This is a genomic window from Sphingobacterium paramultivorum (assembly GCF_014109745.1).
GTDB classification, from domain to species: Bacteria; Bacteroidota; Bacteroidia; order Sphingobacteriales; family Sphingobacteriaceae; genus Sphingobacterium; species Sphingobacterium paramultivorum.
In genome coordinates this window covers 1,104,505-1,124,257 of the sequence record NZ_CP058555.1, presented here as the reverse complement: position 1 = coordinate 1,124,257, position 19,753 = coordinate 1,104,505, and the positions used below count along the sequence as shown (strand labels likewise).

The 19,753-nt window shown below is 38.8% G+C and carries 23 protein-coding genes; 8 read left to right on the top strand and 15 right to left on the bottom strand.

The window, feature by feature from the left end; all coding sequences use genetic code 11:
• The first annotated feature begins 129 nt into the window (after positions 1–129).
• The 8 genes from HS960_RS04570 (at position 130) to HS960_RS04535 (ending at position 6,451) form a co-directional block, all read left to right on the top strand.
• A complete protein-coding gene (locus tag HS960_RS04570) occupies positions 130–981 on the top strand; it encodes an aldo/keto reductase (protein WP_182331414.1) in 852 nt (283 codons plus the stop codon).
• Between the two features lie 20 nt (positions 982–1,001).
• Positions 1,002–1,985, top strand: a complete 984-nt coding sequence (locus HS960_RS04565) for an aldo/keto reductase (protein WP_182331412.1) — start codon at positions 1,002–1,004, stop codon at positions 1,983–1,985.
• A 10-nt stretch (positions 1,986–1,995) separates the two neighbouring features.
• On the top strand, positions 1,996–3,084 hold the full coding sequence (locus HS960_RS04560; RefSeq protein WP_182331410.1) for an alpha/beta hydrolase: 1,089 nt from the start codon (positions 1,996–1,998) through the stop codon (positions 3,082–3,084).
• A gap of 81 nt (positions 3,085–3,165) precedes the next feature.
• Positions 3,166–3,825 (top strand): flavodoxin, encoded by a 660-nt coding sequence (locus HS960_RS04555; protein ID WP_182331408.1) that lies wholly within the window; start codon positions 3,166–3,168, stop codon positions 3,823–3,825.
• A 30-nt stretch (positions 3,826–3,855) separates the two neighbouring features.
• The gene (locus HS960_RS04550) at positions 3,856–4,905 is read left to right on the top strand and encodes an alpha/beta hydrolase (protein ID WP_182331406.1); all 1,050 of its coding nucleotides are present in this window, start codon (positions 3,856–3,858) and stop codon (positions 4,903–4,905) included.
• Between the two features lie 26 nt (positions 4,906–4,931).
• Positions 4,932–5,372: a nuclear transport factor 2 family protein gene (locus tag HS960_RS04545; RefSeq protein WP_182331404.1), complete on the top strand. Its 441-nt coding sequence runs from the start codon at positions 4,932–4,934 to the stop codon at positions 5,370–5,372.
• A gap of 99 nt (positions 5,373–5,471) precedes the next feature.
• Entirely contained in the window at positions 5,472–5,861 is a 390-nt protein-coding gene (locus tag HS960_RS04540; RefSeq protein WP_228280204.1) for a carboxymuconolactone decarboxylase family protein, read from the top strand.
• 107 nt (positions 5,862–5,968) lie between these two features.
• Positions 5,969–6,451, top strand: coding sequence for a cupin domain-containing protein (locus HS960_RS04535; RefSeq protein ID WP_182331400.1), 483 nt, complete (start codon positions 5,969–5,971; stop codon positions 6,449–6,451).
• 273 nt (positions 6,452–6,724) lie between these two features.
• Here HS960_RS04535 and HS960_RS04530 read toward each other — a convergent pair whose 3' ends face one another.
• From HS960_RS04530 to HS960_RS04460, 15 genes are all read right to left on the bottom strand, one after another.
• On the bottom strand, positions 6,725–7,858 hold the full coding sequence (locus HS960_RS04530) for a hypothetical protein (protein ID WP_182331398.1): 1,134 nt from the start codon (positions 7,856–7,858) through the stop codon (positions 6,725–6,727).
• A gap of 230 nt (positions 7,859–8,088) precedes the next feature.
• Complete coding sequence (locus HS960_RS04525; RefSeq protein ID WP_182331396.1) at positions 8,089–8,409, bottom strand: DUF4369 domain-containing protein; 321 nt, start codon at positions 8,407–8,409, stop codon at positions 8,089–8,091.
• Between the two features lie 340 nt (positions 8,410–8,749).
• The gene (locus HS960_RS04520; protein ID WP_182331394.1) at positions 8,750–9,223 is read right to left on the bottom strand and encodes a hypothetical protein; all 474 of its coding nucleotides are present in this window, start codon (positions 9,221–9,223) and stop codon (positions 8,750–8,752) included.
• Positions 9,224–9,553: 330 nt separating this feature from the next.
• Entirely contained in the window at positions 9,554–10,393 is an 840-nt protein-coding gene (locus HS960_RS04515) for an AraC family transcriptional regulator (RefSeq protein WP_159730744.1), read from the bottom strand.
• An 81-nt stretch (positions 10,394–10,474) separates the two neighbouring features.
• The gene (locus tag HS960_RS04510; RefSeq protein ID WP_159730746.1) at positions 10,475–11,176 is read right to left on the bottom strand and encodes a peroxiredoxin-like family protein; all 702 of its coding nucleotides are present in this window, start codon (positions 11,174–11,176) and stop codon (positions 10,475–10,477) included.
• A gap of 164 nt (positions 11,177–11,340) precedes the next feature.
• The gene (locus HS960_RS04505; protein WP_159730748.1) at positions 11,341–12,639 is read right to left on the bottom strand and encodes a spondin domain-containing protein; all 1,299 of its coding nucleotides are present in this window, start codon (positions 12,637–12,639) and stop codon (positions 11,341–11,343) included.
• Positions 12,640–12,741: 102 nt separating this feature from the next.
• Positions 12,742–13,305, bottom strand: a complete 564-nt coding sequence (locus HS960_RS04500; protein ID WP_153848745.1) for a dihydrofolate reductase family protein — start codon at positions 13,303–13,305, stop codon at positions 12,742–12,744.
• A 273-nt stretch (positions 13,306–13,578) separates the two neighbouring features.
• Positions 13,579–13,791 carry a PepSY-like domain-containing protein gene (locus HS960_RS04495; protein WP_182331392.1) on the bottom strand — a complete coding sequence of 71 codons (213 nt, stop codon included), beginning with the start codon at positions 13,789–13,791 and terminating at the stop codon, positions 13,579–13,581.
• Between the two features lie 74 nt (positions 13,792–13,865).
• Positions 13,866–14,447, bottom strand: a complete 582-nt coding sequence (locus HS960_RS04490; protein ID WP_182331390.1) for a hypothetical protein — start codon at positions 14,445–14,447, stop codon at positions 13,866–13,868.
• Positions 14,448–15,144: 697 nt separating this feature from the next.
• Positions 15,145–15,915, bottom strand: a complete 771-nt coding sequence (locus HS960_RS04485) for a tryptophan-rich sensory protein (RefSeq protein ID WP_182331388.1) — start codon at positions 15,913–15,915, stop codon at positions 15,145–15,147.
• Positions 15,916–15,996: 81 nt separating this feature from the next.
• Entirely contained in the window at positions 15,997–16,464 is a 468-nt protein-coding gene (locus HS960_RS04480; RefSeq protein ID WP_153846779.1) for an SRPBCC family protein, read from the bottom strand.
• Positions 16,465–16,635: 171 nt separating this feature from the next.
• A complete protein-coding gene (locus HS960_RS04475; protein ID WP_153846778.1) occupies positions 16,636–17,274 on the bottom strand; it encodes a hypothetical protein in 639 nt (212 codons plus the stop codon).
• Positions 17,275–17,527: 253 nt separating this feature from the next.
• Positions 17,528–17,956, bottom strand: a complete 429-nt coding sequence (locus HS960_RS04470) for a DinB family protein (protein WP_182331386.1) — start codon at positions 17,954–17,956, stop codon at positions 17,528–17,530.
• Between the two features lie 84 nt (positions 17,957–18,040).
• Positions 18,041–18,649 (bottom strand): GrpB family protein, encoded by a 609-nt coding sequence (locus HS960_RS04465; RefSeq protein ID WP_153846777.1) that lies wholly within the window; start codon positions 18,647–18,649, stop codon positions 18,041–18,043.
• 138 nt (positions 18,650–18,787) lie between these two features.
• Positions 18,788–19,678, bottom strand: a complete 891-nt coding sequence (locus HS960_RS04460) for a DMT family transporter (protein WP_182331384.1) — start codon at positions 19,676–19,678, stop codon at positions 18,788–18,790.
• Positions 19,679–19,753 lie beyond the last annotated feature (75 nt).

Genomic DNA, 19,753 nt, shown 5'->3' with positions numbered 1-19,753 from the left:
ACTGAAATCCAATAATGTATTGAATCAGTAATATTGGTAGAACTATCCGTAATCCATCTACCAAAACCTTAGCCTGCAAAACCGAACTTTGTTATCATTGGATTGTATACTACATAAACGATTTTCATTATGTATAAAGTAAAACTAAATAACGGAATTGAAATGCCTATCCTTGGTTTCGGTGTTTTCCAGATAAAAGATGCCTTGGAATGCGAACGTGCTGTTATTGATGCTGTCGAAACTGGATACCGGCTAATTGATACCGCGGCCTCTTATTTGAATGAAGAAGCAGTAGGAAAAGCGATAAAAAATTGCGCTATCCAACGTGAAGAACTATTTATCACGACCAAACTGTGGGTTCAGGATACGGGATATGAGAAAACCAAGACCGCCTTCCACCGCTCATTGGAAAGACTGCAATTGGACTATCTCGATCTATATCTGATCCACCAACCTTATGGCGATATCTTTGGATCGTGGAAAGCGATGCAAGAACTTTATGAAGCCGGTAAAATAAGGGCTATCGGGACTGCTAATTTCCAGCCGGACAGGGTGATGGATCTCATTGTCAATAGTGGTTTCACTCCGGCTGTCAACCAGATCGAAACACATCCTTTTCAACAGCAAATTCAAAATCAAGCTTTCCTGAACGAAAATAATATCCAGACCCAATCCTGGGGTCCTTTTGCAGAGGGGAAAAACGATATTTTCCATAATGGGGTCCTTAAGTCAATAGGAGAAAATTACAATAAAACTGTTGCACAGGTTATCCTCCGATGGCTTGTGCAACGGGACATCATTGCTATCCCCAAATCAGTTCGTAAAGAAAGAATAGCCGAAAATTTCCAGCTATTCGATTTCGAACTGACAGAGAAGGAAATGGATGCCATAAGATCTCTGGACACTGGAGAAAGTCTATTTTTTGATCACCGGGACCCTAAGATGGTCAGATCGCTGAGTGAAAGAAAACTTGATATCTAAAACGCTAAATTGATACTAAAATGGAAAAAAGAAAACTGGGAAATAGTGGACTTGAAGTGTCCGCACTTGGATTAGGCTGCATGGGTTTGAGTTTTGGCTATGGCCCGGCTACGGACAAAAAAGAGGCAATTCAATTAATCCGCTCTGCTTTTGAATCTGGGATTACCTTTTTCGATACGGCTGAATGTTATGGCCCTTTTACCAATGAAACCCTACTTGGACAAGCACTGGAGCCATTCAGAGATCATGTGGTGATCGCGACTAAGTTTGGTTTCGAAGATGGCGATTCAAAAAAAGGTTTGGACAGCAGTCCCGCCAGAATCAGAAAAGTTGCTGAAGCTTCCCTCCAACGTCTGCGTACGGACCGAATCGACCTATTCTATCAACACCGCATCGACCCCAATATCCCTATTGAAGAGGTGGCCGGAACCATCCGCGATCTGATTGCTGAAGGTAAAGTAAAACATTGGGGACTCTCTGAAGCGGGAACTGAAACTATCCGTCGAGCACATGCAGAGCAGCCCCTAGCGGCATTGCAGAGCGAATACTCGCTCTTTTATCGTGAACCCGAAAATGAGATCATCCCTACACTGGAGGAGCTTGGGATCGGTTTTGTGCCCTTTAGCCCCCTGGGAAAAGGCTTCTTAACCGGCGCAATCAATGAAACGACAAAATTTGACCCGACGGATTTCCGTAACATCGTACCACGTTTCTCGAAAGAAAATCGCAAAGCGAATCAGGTTCTTGTAGATCTCCTAAAAACGATAGCAAGTGCAAAAGATGCCACTCCAGCGCAGATTGCATTGGCATGGCTGCTTGCTCAGAAACCATGGATTGCCCCAATCCCGGGAACGACAAAACTACATCGCCTGAAGGAAAATATTGACGCCATTGCTGTTCAGCTAGATACAAAGGAAATACGGGAGATCAACCAGGCGGCTTCAGCGATTACCATCCAAGGCGAACGATATCCTGCTGCTTTACAGAACAGAGTCGGTAAATAAAAAATAAACTATGCGATTGAACAGAATAATACGAAATATTACAGCCTCTGCTGCCCTATTTATTTTATCGATGACGGTACATGCCCAAAAAAAACAAAAGCCTTTGCTCATTGATGAACAAGGCAGCTTTGCAGTTGGTGGTACAATCAAGACCGAAGCTGGGCACTTTAACGTAAATGATGCCCTGAGTCCTCAAGGACAAACTTTCCATGGCGATCATGCCTACGTTTTCTATCAAAAACCAGTAAAAGCCCACAAGTATCCTTTGGTATTTCTGCATGGTGCAGGCCAATCAAAAAAAACATGGGAAACAACAGCAGATGGTAGAGAAGGCTTTCAGAACATTTTCCTCCTTCGGAAATTCTCAGTGTACCTCATCGACCAACCGCGACGTGGGGAAGCCGGAAAAAGCATGGTAGAAGCAACGATCAAGCCTACGGCAGATGAGCAGTTCTGGTTTACACAATTTCGTATAGGCAATTACCCCAACTATTTCCCGAATGTTCAGTTTCCAAAGGATAGTATAGCATTAGAACAGTTCTATAGACAGATGACACCCAATACGGGTGCTTTCGATGCAACCGTTATTACCGCAGCGGTATCCAGTCTATTTGATAAGATTAATGCCGGAATCTTGGTCACCCACTCCCAGGGCGGAGGTCCAGGTTGGCTGACCGCGATCAAAAACGATAGAGTCAAAGCGGTCGTCGCCTACGAACCATACAGTGGATTTGTATTTCCAGAGGGCGAACTTCCGGCTCCCATAAAATCCGCGGGGTTGTTTGGTGAACTCAAAGGGGTTACAATCCCCCTCTCTGATTTTAAAAAGCTGACCCAAATCCCCATTGTCATTTACTATGGGGATAATATTGCCAAAGAGCCGACTAATGTATGGAACAAAGACCACTGGCGTTCGGGGCTGGAAATGGCCAGACTATGGGCCGCGGCAATTAATAAACATGGCGGAAATGCAACGGTAATCCATCTTCCTGAAGTTGGAATCATGGGAAATACTCATTTTCCTTTTTCGGATCTCAACAATTTGCAAGTTGCGGATGAACTATCCAAATGGTTAAAACAAAAAGGACTGGATAAGTAATAATGGTAGTACTATCCGTAATCCGTCTACCTAAAAAGAAAGTTGATTTAGGGAACTTTGTATAAATCAAAAACGATGCAAATGAAAACTAGATATTTATATTGCCTACTACTTTGCCTGTTGTTTGCGGTAACTTCCTGTTCGGGAGCAAATGAAGCCACATTTGAAGCCACATTTGAAAACAAAGGTTTCCCGATAGTTCCCCGTGATTCGCTAAATAATCAGAAAGTTTTGATCGTTTACCTATCGCGGACAAAAAATACCAAAGCTGTAGCGGAGATTATCCATCGGCAGGTAGGCGGTGATCTGGTTGGTCTTGAGCTCGAAAATCCTTATCCCACTCACTATCAAACCGCTGTCGACCAGGTTGCCGAAGAAAATAAAACGGGTTATCTGCCGCCACTAAAAACGAAAATAGACAACATAGGAAAATACGACTTCATCTTTGTGGGTTTTCCAACTTGGGGGATGCAGCTCCCTCCCCCCATAAAGAGTTTTCTAAAACAGTATGATCTGGCAGGAAAGACGATTGTCCCTTTTAATACAAATGCCGGATATGGCGTTGGGAGCAGCTTTGACACGATCAAACAACTTTGTTCCAAAAGCAAAATATTGGAAGGGTTTACAACAAAAGCAGGGAAAGAACGGGACGGAATCCTCTTTGTGATATCAGGTGAAAAAGAAAAACAGCTTACCGTTCAACTTGCCCAATGGCTTGAAAAACTTGGATTCACAAAATAATAAGAAGTGGAAAGCATAAAATTACAATCAATGAAACAAATCAAGTATATCATCGTAGCCATGTTTATGGCGACGGGGCTCATTACAGAAGCACAGGACAAATCAAAAAATCCATTTGGCCTTGTATATGGTGATGCTATAAAGGAAAATGTAAAGGGAAAAGTAAATCTACATCCTGTGAGCTATAAATTAAACGGAATAGCGATCGCTGCTAATGTATATACTCCGGCGAATTATGACCCTTCAAAAAGATATCCTGCCATTATAGTCGCACATCCCAATGGCGGGGTCAAAGAACAAACTGCCGGTCTTTATGCACAGCGACTGGCAGAAGCGGGTTACATTACAATAGCCGCAGATGCCGCCTATCAGGGAGCCAGCGGTGGCGAACCCCGCCATACCGACAAACCCCAGTTCAGAACAGAGGATATCCATGGCATGGCAGACTATATCGCTGGTTACGCTGGTGTCGACCCGGATCGTGTCGGTGCACTCGGGATCTGCGGCGGCGGCGGTTATACCCTCAAAGCAGCACAGTCTGATAAACGGCTAAAAGCTGTTGCTACACTGAGCATGTTCAACTCTGGTGAAGTGAGACGCAACGGGTTTCAAAATTCTCAACAAAATACAATTGAGCAACGATTGAAACAGGCATCAGATGCCCGGGCACAGGAGGCAGCAGGCGGAGAAATCAAGTATTCTGGCGTAGCTAGTATAACGGACGAAGAGATCGCCAAAACTCCAACAGATCTCTATCGGCAAGGATTTGAATATTATTATCGGACGCACGCCCATCCGAATTCAACGTTTTTATATACAACCAGCAGCTTGATGGATCTGATGACATGGGATGCGACCGATGGTATCGAACTGATCGATCAGCCCTTGTTGATGATCGCTGGAAGCAAGGCAGATACCAAGTATATGACCGATGTGGCTTTTTCAAAGGCTAAAAATGCAAAAAACAAAGCGCTCTTTTTACTAGAAGGAGCTACACACATTGAAACTTACTGGAAAAAGGAATACGTCACAAAAGCTGTAAATAAATTGGTTGAGTTTTATCACCAGAATCTTCAATAAAAAATACACTATACTTTATTATGATTATGAAAAAATTATTACTCGGCCTCTGTTTGGCCCTCTCCGGAATTCAGATCTCATTTGCACAGTCGCCTGCTGATCAGGAAATCATCAAAATTTCAAAAGATAAATGGCAATGGATGGCCGACAAAAATGTCGGCACATTGGACAGCCTTTTTCATGAAAATTCAATGTTTGTCCACATGGGGGGATCCTGGGGAAAACAAAGGGAACTTGATGTCATAAAAAGTGGCGGAATCTGGTATAAAAAGGCTGATATCCATGAAGTATCAGTCAATATCATTGACAATACAGCTATCCTACTCAATAGAATCGACCTACTTGCTGTCGTTGGTGGTAACGAGGTAACCAATCCATTTATAGTTACGGAAGTCTACGTAAAACAAAATGGCACTTGGAAACTAGGATCACTGTCGTTCACCAAACTGCTTACTCCTGGGAACTAATAACGATTCAACCAGTGATATCTTCGTAAAGAATGCGATCGCTAGTCTTTCTACTCCAAATAGAGATGAAATAGAAAGGATCACTAATAGAGAATGATCATGAAGAAACAAAAGTATATTATTGCAAAATATGATCGTGGCAAAGCGATTTTGGAACAGCTTACAGGAGTAGCCGAAAAAGATCCAAAAACTGGTTATGCTGCTTTTGCTCCAACTATTGAACTATTTTTAAAGGAACATCTATTTGCTGATATTTTTGAACGGGATATTCTTACCTACGCTGAAAGAGAACTGGTAACAGTCTCTGTACTAGCCAGCATAGGCGGCGTGCAACCGATGCTGAAATCGCATTTGGCAATTTGTTTAAATGTTGGTTTATCGGAAGAACAATTACAGCAGTTTATAATTATTATTAAATCTACTGTTGGCAAAAAAGAGGCTATAGTTGCACAAAAAATATTCGATGAAGTATTAGCGAATAGAAAGTAATCTAACTGCTGCCATAAAATTTGCGGTCATTAAAACGACTATAACAAAAAATAAACGAGCCTAAAATGGGGTACTTCAGGATAAACTTTATTTAAAAATTTAAAATCATGAATTTAAACAATACAACGATACTATTTCTGACGGGAATCTTGGCAATTTCATGTACTCAACAGATCAAACCACAAAAAACTGAACAGGACAGAACGCATGATCCTATTTTTTCAAAAGGTGAAAGGATTACAAATGACAATTTCACAGGAACAGTGTGGTTAAATAATCTAGTAACCGCAGATCGGATCAATCAGAATGCTGTTGGAAGTGTGACCTTTGAGCCTGGCGCCAGGACCAAGTGGCATTCTCATCCGGCGGGACAGATTATTCTGGCATTGGATGGTGTCGGCTTCTATCAGGAAGAAGGTAAGGAAAAAAGAATCGTCCGTAAAGGAGAAGTTGTAAAATGCCCAATAGATGTTCCTCATTGGCATGGCGCGAGCGCCGATTCTGCTTTTGTACAGATTGCCATAACAGGCAGGGAAAAGGGAGAAACAGTATGGCTTAAACCTGTGACAGATCAAGAGTATAACAATTAACCTAAATAAGATCTCTTTTCTCGATAGCAATGTTTGGGCTCTAAAATAAATTAATTCTTCTGCATATCCCGAACCCTGATCTACAGTCTTTTGCAGTTGAGCTAATGTACCATATTCATCCTTTTCGCCCTGAATAAACGAAAGTAGGCATTCAATATCGGTTAAAAATATATACTTAACAAGCATGTCGATTTATAGACAAACTTGGAAGGATCTATATGAATCAAACAAATAAGCCGGCTGTGTTATAGAAAGCCGGCTTTTGAAAAGGATTTAATGATCCTGTTTACCTCTTTTGGGTGTTTTGGTAATATTGGGGATGAAAACCAAATAATCGTAACCTTTTATAATTCTTTCCAACTCCAAATCCTCTACCTTAAGCTTCTGTTTAGAGATTGCTTGTTGTAAGGGTCTCAAATTATAGGCATACCAATTGTCATCTTTTACAACGCTTAAAAACGATTTATATTGATCCAAATCAGCCAATGTTTCACCCTCGCCCTTTCCGATGAGCATAATATGTAATGACTTCCGGTAATTTGCCTCTTCAATATTAGCAACCAGGTTACCAACATCGAATACTTCCATTAAACTCTCTCCTTTAGGCATGTGATTAGCGCCATATTTGAAAAGATTCTTCTTGTCTTTCCATTCGGGAAGCTTCTCAAAAACCAGATGTTTGATATATTGAATCCTTAAGCGATGAATTCGATTTAAATATAGATCCTTGCTTAATTTTAGCGCTTCAAGCTGTTCTTTCTCAATGGCGGATAAATTGAGAGCGGTCAATGCATTTATTTTTTCTAAACAATCATCTGAGAACAAATAGAATCTGGTATTATTTTTTGTATCAAAAGCAGCAGAATTAGCAATCATCTGTGTATAAATTTCTTTTGCTTTAGCACTTTTGGATTGCTTACTTAATTCCGAAAAAAGCAAGCGATCTGAAAATAAACTAATTTGTTCAGCTCCATAGGTTTTGACATTCTGATCGACTATGTTTTTAAATAAGTCAAACTCAGCCTCACCTTGTAAAAAAGATAAGGCAGAACCCGACTCATTGCGAAATTTGTCCAGTTCAGAAGGAGTTAAGGATTTAATTTTCTTTGATATTGTATTGACTGTATAGGGATCAATTTCCAGAATATAGTTGTCGAACTTAATATTATTGACGACCGAGTTTGTGAAATAAGGAATTTCGTTGGTGAAATGCTGCTCGCCCAATAATACAGAGTTGTTTTTGCTGATTTCATCTAGCAAGGTAGTCCATCCTTTGCCGTCAAAAGCGTTATTGTTGTTTTTTTTAAAGGTCGAATAGTTATTTTGAATTAAACTATCCATTAATGAGGTTTGTGCACGACCGAAATTGGCAATAAATAGGGTTAAAATTAGGAGTTTGGTTTTCATTATATATTTTTTTGAAAGATACTCATTTAGCCAGGACAATGCTAGTCATTTTTTATATGCTAATTAACTCCTTCTCTGAATCAGTTAGATTTTTCAAACATATTGAAACATGTGTTGATGTAAAAGAAGATTTACCAAATTGAATACAAACTTCTCCATTCGACGAATTTAGATTTAATTGATCTGGAGCTGTAATTTCATCAGCATTAGTAAAAATTATTTTATACATTTCAATTTCTTTTGTCAATACAAGGAAACTTCTCAATTTGATCTTTTACAAGTCGTGGATTGAAATCATTATCAATAATAAAATTAACACGTGTCGGTTCACCAATACTACCATGAAAAGTAAAAGTTCGATCTGCAGATAATTGTAGCGAATCACCAATGTCCTTTTCATTATTTCTATACATGATTCTATATTTCGCATTCGGAACAGTGTCGATCTTTCCTTGAATAATAAAGCTATTATTACTCTGTCCTAAGGTGACCAAAGGAACCGATAATAAGCATGAAACTATCGCCAATAATGCCGTTGACCGTTTTCCCATAACTATTAATTTAGGTTTATACTAATCAAAGTACCACTTATAGATCACAAATACAATTCATCCGCAAAAAAACTAATCCTTTGGTTAGAAATTTACCGTTTCAGTATCAAGAAAAGATGAACAACAAAAAAACACCCTATAAAATACAACTGAAATTGAAATCAACTTGCGTAATTTATAAATACAAAGGAATCATATAGTCTCATTGAACGAAATCTATGTTGTCATAAACATGAAGAAAAAGTCTCCCTCTTTGATGATCAAAGGAAGCTTTTTAAATTTCCTCCTTTCTTAAAGGGTCATTTACCTAGTTCCATTCAAAACTATAATATGTAAGGTATCAATGTCCGGAAACAGATTGAAATCTAAAAAATAAAACAATGTCATCTAACTTTGACCGATAGGTTATCTCATAATAATTATCGCCTTTTTTCTTGAAAAAGGAATGATCTTCGACATTACTAAGGTTCGCGGACTGAATAACGGTCCAATTCATTTTAGTCCAATAAAATTTTCTGTCCTTAATGAAAAAAGAATTACCAACTGAATCTCTTGCTTCTTCTTCATTAAAAACAAATTCAGTTGACATGCCTCTGAGCGGGAAATCGATTCTACTTATTTGGAATATTGAGTCACAAAAGAAATGGACCAAAAAGTCATCAAACTTCTCAACATACACTATGCTCTTTTTTTCAGTAAATTCAAACTTGTTATCTTTATTAAAATTAGAATTTCTATTTTCTTTTTGGTGACAGTTTGTAAAAAATCCAAAAATCAGAGCAGCTAATATTAGATTATTTATTCCTTTTTTCATTCTTTTTCTGTGCTCCGTTTCGGTTTGTTGATTATTTAAATTCTCTTATTTTCGCTTCTATGATTAATAAACTTTCATGATCACTAGCTAAAACAAAGTCGTCCTATTACGTTGATTCAATCCTGATACTGGCTATATAAAATTTAAATATCTAAAGCTTTTCACCAATGAATCGATTCCTATTTTTGAAGATTTAATAGGTCATAAGTTAGCACACAAATTGTTGAAAACAAAGAAAATTATAGGGCAGTATTTGCCGTTTTTTTACATTATTTGTAGCACCTCTTATTCATGGTCAACATGACCGTCTGTATTTAAACGCAATAATGATCAAAGGTTCTTAAACGCAGAAATATTTGTTCCGGAATACATTTTGAAAAACCGGCTAAAATGAGCAGGACTTTCAAAACCAAGTTCGTAAGCTATCTCTTTCGCTGACTTCTCGGTATAATGGAGATACCTTTTAGCCTCAAGAATTATTCTGTTGCGGATTAGAATAGATGGCGCCGACTGTTTCAACAGCGCAAATACATTGCTTAGTGTTTTTGGTGATTTGTTGAGTGCAGCCGCATAGAACCTGACTTCATGTTCCTCTTTAAAGTTACATTCTAGTAGCAATGCAAACTTTCTCACAATATCCATTTTTTCGTCGGGGAATAACTGATAGCTTTCACTTTGGAGCTTTGCAATTCTTGTGGTATTGATAATCACTCTCTTAAGAAGGGTGCGCAGCATTTCACCCTGAAAATTATCTTTTACCATCATCTCATTTGAAAACACATTCTCCAGATGAGACATTTCTTCCACAGCAGTTTCATTTAATACAATGAACATTGGATGTCGAATACCATAGAACAGAAAACCAACACAGCCGACCTCAGCATCGTGATCAACGATACAATAGAACTCCCTATTAAACTGCCAGGCAGTCAGCGCATCGGGCTGTTCAAATACAAAATGTTGATTGGAAACCAAAGGAAGTATACACCTTGATGGCATCGTATAACTGATCTCATCGATCGTCACTTTTTGTTCGCCGCCCTTGTTATAAATAAATGTATTGATAGGCAGGGAATTCGCATTACGAAGTCCCCTGCCTGAAAACTGGTTGTTGTCACTGTGCATCACAAACAGTGCTGCTGTTGCGTTATCGCTATACTCCCTAATCATGTTGTCATTTACTTACAGCATTTCAATTCGCTTAAATTTAATCATTTTCTTGTAAGAGCCTAACGCCCACAAGCTAGAAATTTAAAGGTCTTCTTTAATACTGCTTGCAGCAGCAAGCAGCAGATTGGAGGATAATCTTTGTTTAAAATCGGGATTGATAAATTCAAAATGAATTGTTCCCTTTTGATCAAGTATAAATACTGATGGAACCGGAAGCAGCAAGTCGGTGTCTTTACCTCTAGTTGTTTTCGGTAGTATCTCCCAGTAGTCCTTCGGAGCTTTATACGCAATCCCCATTTGTTTCGACAGTGAAAGATCTGCATCCGATAAAAGTGTGTAGCTTAATTTTTCTTTAGCTGCAGCTTTCATTAATCCCTCGGATTCGTCTGTACTTATGGCAATCAACTGATACCCCATTTCTTCCAAGCCGGGAAAGGCCTCTTGTAAGCCCGAAAGTTGTCTGGTACAATAAGGACACCAGCCACCGCGGTAGAAAACCAAAATGGTCGGCTTTTGGGAAATCGCTCTATTGAGATCAAACCTTTTACCTGAAACGTCTACCAATACTGCCATCGGTATTTTTTCTCCACACAATAACGGACTGATGTCTTCTGGATTTTGCGGAATTCGATAAGGGATTTGCTTCATATCCATTTTATCTATCCTGCTGTCAGCTCTCCGCATGCTGGACCGCTCCTGCGCATTGGCTATGCTTGCGATGCAGGTCGTGAACAACAGCAGCGCAACAAACGCAGCTAATTTTGTTTTTATAGGATTTTTCATTTTATAACACGTTTATTACTTAATAAATACTGAATCGATACTTTTTGCCCGTGGAAACTCAATCGATACTTTAGCCACTGCATGAAATAGGTTGCTGATTGTCCTGTCTCCAATAAGGACAATAATAGCCATGAGATTTTCGTTCGTATAACCGGCCTCAAAAATTAGTTGATTGTTACTTTAATAATGCTAGAAATTGATGGCAGTGTGGTGAACCCATTTGGATTAGGCACTTCTGCAATTGGTTTACGTTCGGTCACAGGAGTGCCGCCTAATCCTGCTTGCTCATTGCCGGCTCCGGGAAACTGATTAATCGCTGTCCCATTGTCAAACAATCCGATTGAATAGGATACATCTCCTTTTACTGTTGCATCAATTCCATTATCTTTTGTTGCAAAGAACCAATCGTTGGAAAGTCCATACATGCTTGCAATGGCAATTCGATCTCCACTTGCTATACTTAACTGCTGTGAAACGCTACTTCCTGCCTGCGCTCCGATTTTAGGAAGTAATACTGTTGAGCTAGCCGCCGGAAGGATATAAACCGCTTTTACACCGGAGAGTGTTTTAAGATAAGCCGCCAGGCCCGATGCATCACCTTTTTGCGCTAAATCTTTCAGTCCTTTACCACGGTCATTTTCACCGATTTTATATATTGGGTTTTCGATGCCTTTATATAGCACCACCAAAACTGGAGATAATGGTGTAAAAATACCTGTTTGCGTATTAATGTAATTACCCAACACGCTATTGTCTCCCATCTCCGCAATATTTGTCAAGCCATTTACACTTGGTTTTCCAACTTCAAATAATGGATTAGGATTTAACAGGTTGCCTCCCACGCTATATGAAATCGCCCAAACTCCGGGACTGAAGGGGGTCGGATTGGTCGTAACGCCAGAGACATTAGTGATTATAAGTGTAAAATTGGAATTACCTTCATAATGAAGTGTTGCTTTCATTAAAGTAGAAGCTGGAGCATAAGTATTGCCCTGTGCATCGGTTCCGTTTACTTCGGTAATAGCTCTTGGAGTAGTTTCTGTTGTTCCCGGGTGAATTACAGCTGCACCTGGTATCTGATTGATACGAGTACCATTATCCCATAATTTGATCTGTGCCGAAACATCGCCCTCAACCGGAGTTCCATTGTCCTGATACAGCTTTATGCCAGGATTTGCGGGAGCAAAAAACAAGTCATTCGACCAACCATACATCGTTGCAAAGCTCAGCGCTTGTCCTTTGGCTGCAGAAAACTTAATGGAAATTGCTTCGCCAGGCATAACCACTGGCGAAGCACCAGTGTTTTTAAAACTACCGTACTCTACCAATGGTTTTGAATCCAATACATTTTCTATCGTGATAGTCGTCGCCGACGTTGATGGCATAGCATCATTTTTATTGCAAGCGATAATTAGCAAAGGCATTGCTGCCATAGCCCACAAAATTGAATGTTTATGTTTCATAATGAATTCTTTTTAAATTACATTACAAATGTAAATTTCATGGGAGGAGCTGTAGGTATCTGAATTTCCCGCTGTGTTGCCGATATTTCCCGAGGGAATAATTTATGAGGAAGTAGATGTTGGATTGTACTGATAGTACAGGAGGACTGAACCACCAGAGAAACACCTTGTTTTTAATAGTTTAAAAACTATTCTATCGCTTATATGTTCAAATAGTGACAGCCCCTGTCCTACCACAACGGGATAAATGCACAATTGAAGTTCGTCGATCAAATTGAGATTCATCAGCTGGACAATTAAGCTTCGACTCCCGACCAAAATATCCCTACCGGCTTGCTGTTTCAATTTCAATATTTCATCTTTAAGCATCCCTTCGGCTAATTTTGCACTCGCCCAGTCTATATTTTTCATGCTATTTGAAAAAACAACTTTTGGAATTTTATCGATAGCCAATGCAAAGTCATCCATTGATTTTTCACCTGAGGAATTTTTCACAAAAGGCCGCCAATATTCCATAAGCTGATAGGTAATCCTACCATATAAAATGACATCAGCGCTATTTAACAGATGCGTATAATGAAGATGTATTTCCTCGTCGGGAATCCCTGCTGTATGATCACAAAACCCGTCAAGGGTCATATTGAATGCTGCAATTACTTTTCTCATGTCCTTCCAATAAGCTTCTTTTACACCGTAAATCTAACATTTTATACATTGAATAGGCTTTGCATAAGACAAGAAATAAACCGGGATAATGATAGAAAAGAAAGCTAAAGTTTCAAAGAATAAATAATAGTCACCGAATAAAATTGCAGGTGGAAGGAATTAAGACAAAAAAGTCAAACCACTAAAGATAATTACCGTTGAAGGGGGGAGCACAAAGCTGAGCTCCTGCCCCTTTTTTAAGATATTAAGTCTATTTCAGATCATCGAAGCAGGCTAGTCACGATCTGTTCTCACAAACTGTCCATTGAAATCGAAAATAAGAGCATCTCCACCCCTGATATCTATTCGATATGAACTGCGTTTTTTTTCGATAAACTCAACCTGATTCCCAGGATGATTTTTTATGATAAAAGTTAAAATACTCCTTCTGACATCCTGGGAAGAAAGTTTTTCACCCCTGCCGGTTACTAAATTCCAATTGACCATATGATTTAAGATTTAAAATGTTATAATAATCTAAACCTATACATCAATTTGGGAAAGAAATGGGAATTATTTATCTATTTTCCCAATCTAAATCCAACCGTTATACCGCCAACAGGTGTAAATTCGCTTTGGCTGTCATAAAAACTCACACCTGGCCCGATACCTACATTCATCATAAAACGATCGCCATAAGTTCGCTGTATACCCCACATTGCGCCTAAAGTTAGGGTGAAATCAGCAACATACATATTATCACTTTTCAATATGGACGGACCAGCGGCTCCAAGCACCCCTGCAATATAATTGCCGGAATTGTGTGCTATTTTTTTTCCATTCTGAAGCCTTTTATTTAGATTATAATAATGCCGCACTTGCATATCGACCGCTGGGCGAAATGCATATCCCCACTCAGAATCTTCATGATGATAATCGTTAATCGTTATCGATGTTTTACTGTATAATAAACTTCCTGATAAAGGTCCTGAAAAGCGCAATGTTGTTTTATTTCCGATCCCCATTTCGTAAGACATATTGGTCAGGATATTGTAGGCAAATTGGTGATCCTCAACTTTGGCTTCAACTGCTGTATTCGTTTGTCCAAAAGACATCGAGGCAAAAGCCACCGTCATAAAGAGTGTAAAATAATTTCTTTTCATTAATAATTAATAATTTGACACCGCAAAGATATTAAAATAAATAATGTGTAAAAATCAAACTCCTATTGTCAAATCGAAGGCATTTCGCTTCAAAAACAAAACATCAATAAATACAAACTGAGTTTATTAGATAAGCCCGATGTACTATTTCATATATTTAACCATAAAGGTTTTTATTTTAATTCTTATTTTCACAAGCGCAACAGGCAACGAAATCCGTTACCCCTACTGCGGCGTCGATGCATTCGCAGCTGCAGAGGCGATTGTTAGTGAAGTAGTAAAGAAATATACTTAGCAAATGCTCAGAAAGTTTTTGAGTCTGAGGCACAATGTTTAGAAAAGAACATATGAAAAAATTAGTGTTATTACTTACTTAGATACAAAGAATTAAACCTAACAAAGACATGGTTTATAAACTTAGAACAATATCCTGAAAACACCCTGCCTCTCGCCCATCAGCACGCAAGCAAGTACAACTGGGACTCTTATGCCATTGGTCCTTCGTGGGATCTGATGCGACTATCACTGTCTTTACGCTGCAAAAAGGATTTCAGCATGTCATCAATCCATTAATCGGAAAAGAATTTCAAAAGCTATTGATTGCGGAATCAGCAATAAAATAGCAGCTGGCTACAATACTATGAAAAGCTTAAACCTTGATTTCCAAACCACTATCATTTACTATATTAAGTAAGCACTAGACAGGCAGTCGCTTACGATATTGGATATAGTATACAATTACATTTAGCAAAACAATAAGAGCCGCTATTATAGCCGCTGTATATACAGTGCTATTAACTAATTTATTAGCAACTGAAATTGCTATTAAAGCCCATACAGCTACAAGTCCAAATAAGGGCATATGACGTTGCCATATCATCAATAAGTGAATGATTAATGCAATTGCAAACATGATAATAACCCATGTTGTAGCTGATAATCCAAAACCGTCCCAGCCTATCTTCGTGAGATAGGCTGCAATGTCGGCAATCAAAGCCACAGAAATCCAGCCTGCATAAAGTTGAAAAGGGAACTTAAGAAATATACGCTTGCTGCGTGCAGCATGAAGCGCAATAGATTGAGTATGATGAATTATCTTTAATAGCGACACAAAAAGTAAGATCATCAATAAAATAGTTAAAAAGGTATAGTCATACAACCAGGTAATGACCCATAGACTATTTGCTAGACAAGAAATCAAAAACCACCATCCGACTTTTAAAACTACTTTTTCCTTTTCGTTTGTCTGTCTGACAAAAGGACCAAAATAAATTACAAATCCAAACAACCCTAAATAAATGAGGCCCCATATGGAAAAGGCATATCCCGCGGGTGTAAATAGATTTTGATATTTAGCAGAAACCGTTGCCATGGTCTCCCCATTAAAAATTCCCGTATTGGATAGGTAATTAATAATCACCGTAATGACCAAAGCAACTCCATTGGTTATTTGATAGATTTTCTTCATTGTATACAGCATAAAATATGTTGAAAAGCTCATCTGACCTCCTTCTCGCCGGTCACGTGAACTGCAATAGATTCGTTATCATTAATTCTTAGTTTGATTAAATAATTTTTCTAAAACCTGATAACGGTAATCGAAGATTTGCTCCAACTTTTTTTTAACAAAAACTCCATGCACAATTGTGCCTAGAATTCCCAAAGGCAATTCATAATCTACCCTGTCTTTCACGAGCACTCCTTTTTCATTCGGAATAAACTCATGAAAATGATTCCAATAGGCATAAGGTCCCTTTAGTTGAAAATCAGTAAAACTTTTATTCTTTTCCACTTGCGTTATTTTGGTCTTCCACTTCAGCGGAAACCGAAGGATCGGAGATACCAAATAATCAATAATCATTCCTTCAGCAATTTCTTGCCGACGAAAGTCCGAGACGACAACAAACCCCATATCTTTTGGTGTAATTTCTGAAAGATTCATGGGTGAAGAAAAAAAAGACCAAGCGGTATCCAAATCGCAGGCCAATTGTTGTTCTCTATATAATTTGTACCTCATCTTATTTGAACTAACTTTATTGCTTGTTAATATAACAACATTATCGCAACTTAGTTTACAAATATACTATAAAAAACATTTCAAGAGGCTATATCGTCAACATAAAGAATAATTATACACCAATACAATTATTTAATTTGAAGCTAGCTTTAAATATACTTTTATCGATGGTTATTTAGCGGACATATCCTTTTCTAGAGCCTTAACAAGGGCTTTCGTATAACTTTTAGAAAAATCAGCTAAGCTGGAAGGGTTGATTGTTTCAGACTGCACACTCCAAACCAGTTGTTCGGAACTAACGTCATATAGATTGCTTTCCAGATAGTACATTTTATCCGTGGTATAATATCCCGGATCGTATGCTATCGGGTACCAATGGGAGTAATAGCTCCAAAAATTACCATACCATCCAAACCTCGGATAAGGCATATAAGGTCCACTTCCCGGTACATATCGGGTCTCGCTGGTTTTGTCGATCAGGGTAACAGTGAAAATAGCATCCGCATTCAGACTGTGTACTGCTTTCATCACTAAATCTTTATTTTGACTTTCATCTTTGGTGAACGTGCGTTTAAAAACATCAGTACTTTTAATAGCCTTGTAGCCATGCATGGAAGCCGCTTCAGCCAAATTGGATTCAATGACATCCTTTGCTTTAGCATGGTTTGTCATCGCAATAATGAATATTGTTTGGTATTGTTTTGGAGTCAGATCTCTATTTTTATAGATATCTGTTATCCTTGTGGAGGTACTACAAGCCAACAATAAGAAGCTTGAGACAATTGCGGTTAAAAATGACTTCGATTTCATATGTTTTAAAAATTAGTGTCCTTTTGAAGTGTAGCAGAGAGTCTCTTCGTATTTTCGTGTGATATGCCAGTACATCGATCTATTTTGGGTAGTCTTAGCGTAAAAACGATAGAACCACCTATTAGACAACAAGTTTACATGGACAATTGTTTTGCAGTTATTAATTATAAAAGAAATACTTTAATTCTTAATTGATATTATCAAAAAAGGTCCTTGAGAAGTAAGGACACCACCCATCAGGGATTAAATTTCATCATTCAGGCAAAATCTGATTTCTGTGATGCTTCAAATGCATCACATAGTCAAGCATTAAAAATTCGAGGCTATGGTCATTACAAGTCCTTTGTGTCAGTTTATTCGCAATTATATGCTGAAACAAAAACAACAATTGCTCGTTTAACGATCGCCATAAATTGCATAATTTAACGGTTTCAGCATGTTGATAGTCAGCAGATGAACAGTAGGCTACCTGATCATAGTATATTTTTGGATTTTCTTCAAATTGAGCTCTTATAAACCGTCCGTAATTTACAAAAGCGCTATCGACTAAATGACCTAGAATTTCTTTTTTACTCCACTTATTTGGTCCCAATTTCATATTAAAATCGTCCTCGTTTAATTCCATAATTTGCTGGGTAAAATCATGGATAATATCCTCAAATTCTGCCAAAAATGTACTCATACCTAAATCTATCTCTTATTGCACTAATTTCTTAACAATGTAATCCCTTGCCTCCACGCTATTGTGTAACGTTCCATTGTTCTACTATTTTATTATTCCGTAAACTTTTTTGTACCATTCCACAGCTTTTGCTTCGTGCTCTTTCAAAAATTCATCTTTTGCGTCATTATAGTCGTTCCCATCTTTCCATTGCTGAAGGACCAACTTTTCCTTGATCGCCTGATACTGACCTCTTACTTCTTCATGTACACGCAGATAATCGCGAAACGCTATATGGCGCAACCAGTGTTCTGATTGCAACGGTATGCTGTGAATATGCGCTATCCGTAGCGAATGATCATGCAATCGTGCTGGAATTTCATCGTCGGGTGCAATGTGCTCTGGCACCCCCAATACTTCAGGGCGATCAATCAGGGCGACAAAAAAACGTCTGTAAGGCATATCCTCATTGTATTTTTCATAATATACATAGCATTTACCACGCAACAGAAACGGAATGCGATCAAGATCATTTTCTTCCTCAAGACCGATCAATATATCAATGATTGGTTTGGCAGACAATCCCTCAACGGCCGTACTGCCTATGTGATCTACCCTCGGCCTTATAGGTTTCAACAATGTAAGAAGTTCATTTTGAATGCTGTCGAAATTCGCTTTCCATATCGGATTATAAGGTTCAAACGGTAAAATCATACGATGTTGTCTTTGTCAATACAAGATAATAAACATCATTCGATCAAATACGCCTCGAACGGTGCCCTAAAAGTTAAAGTTAATAAATTTATGGTTTTCCGAGAGAACCTATAAACCAGTTCTCTTTTTCCAATGCATTTATTGTGCAAATTTCTTCGTCGCTACGACACAGAGGATAACACCAACTGTTACGGCAAGCATGCCAACACTGACTTGTTCATGAAGAAGCCAGGCGGCTAAGGCCAAACCAAAGAATGGCTGTAATAACTGTAACTGTCCTATGGTCGCTGTACCGCCTTGGGCAAGTCCTTTATACCAAAAAACAAAGCCAATAAACATACTGAACAAGGAAACATAGGCTAAACTAGCCCAGGCGCCCATAGGCACAGCATCAAAAGACGATGGAAGATAGATAAAAGTAAGTGGCAACATCAACGGCAGCGACAAAACCAGAGCCCAGGAAATGACCTGCCAACCACCCAGCGTCTTGGTCAATTTAGCGCCTTCAGCATAGCCCAAACCACAGAGAATGACCGATAAAATCATTAAAACGTCACCTAAAGGTGAGGCTGTTAGTCCTTGTGCCAGCGCATAGCCGATCACCAGTAAACTCCCTAAAGCAGAGAACAGCCAAAAGATTGGCTTCGGACGCTCGTCACCGCGTATAATACCAAATACGGCTGTCGATACGGGCAAAATACCGATAAAAACGATGGAGTGAGCAGACGTGATGTGCTGCAGGGCCAAAGCGCTCATTAAGGGAAATCCAACGACACATCCTATTGCAACGATGCATAGCGAACCCAATTGTTTTCTTTTCGGGCGTTTTTCCTTAAAAACCATCAATGTTACCAGTGCCAATATACCTGCAATCGAAGCCCTGGCTAGCGTCACAAATACGGGGTCAAATGCTAAAACCGCCATTCGTGTTGCTGGCAACGAACCACTAAACAATACCACACCAATAAAACCGTTTAACCAACCGCTTGCGGTATTTTCTTGTAATTTACTTATACTTAATTCTGCCATGTTTCCATCTTTTACACAAAGTTCGTCCATTACAAGAACTAAGCACAGTCACAGTTTTTGATAATTCAATGGACA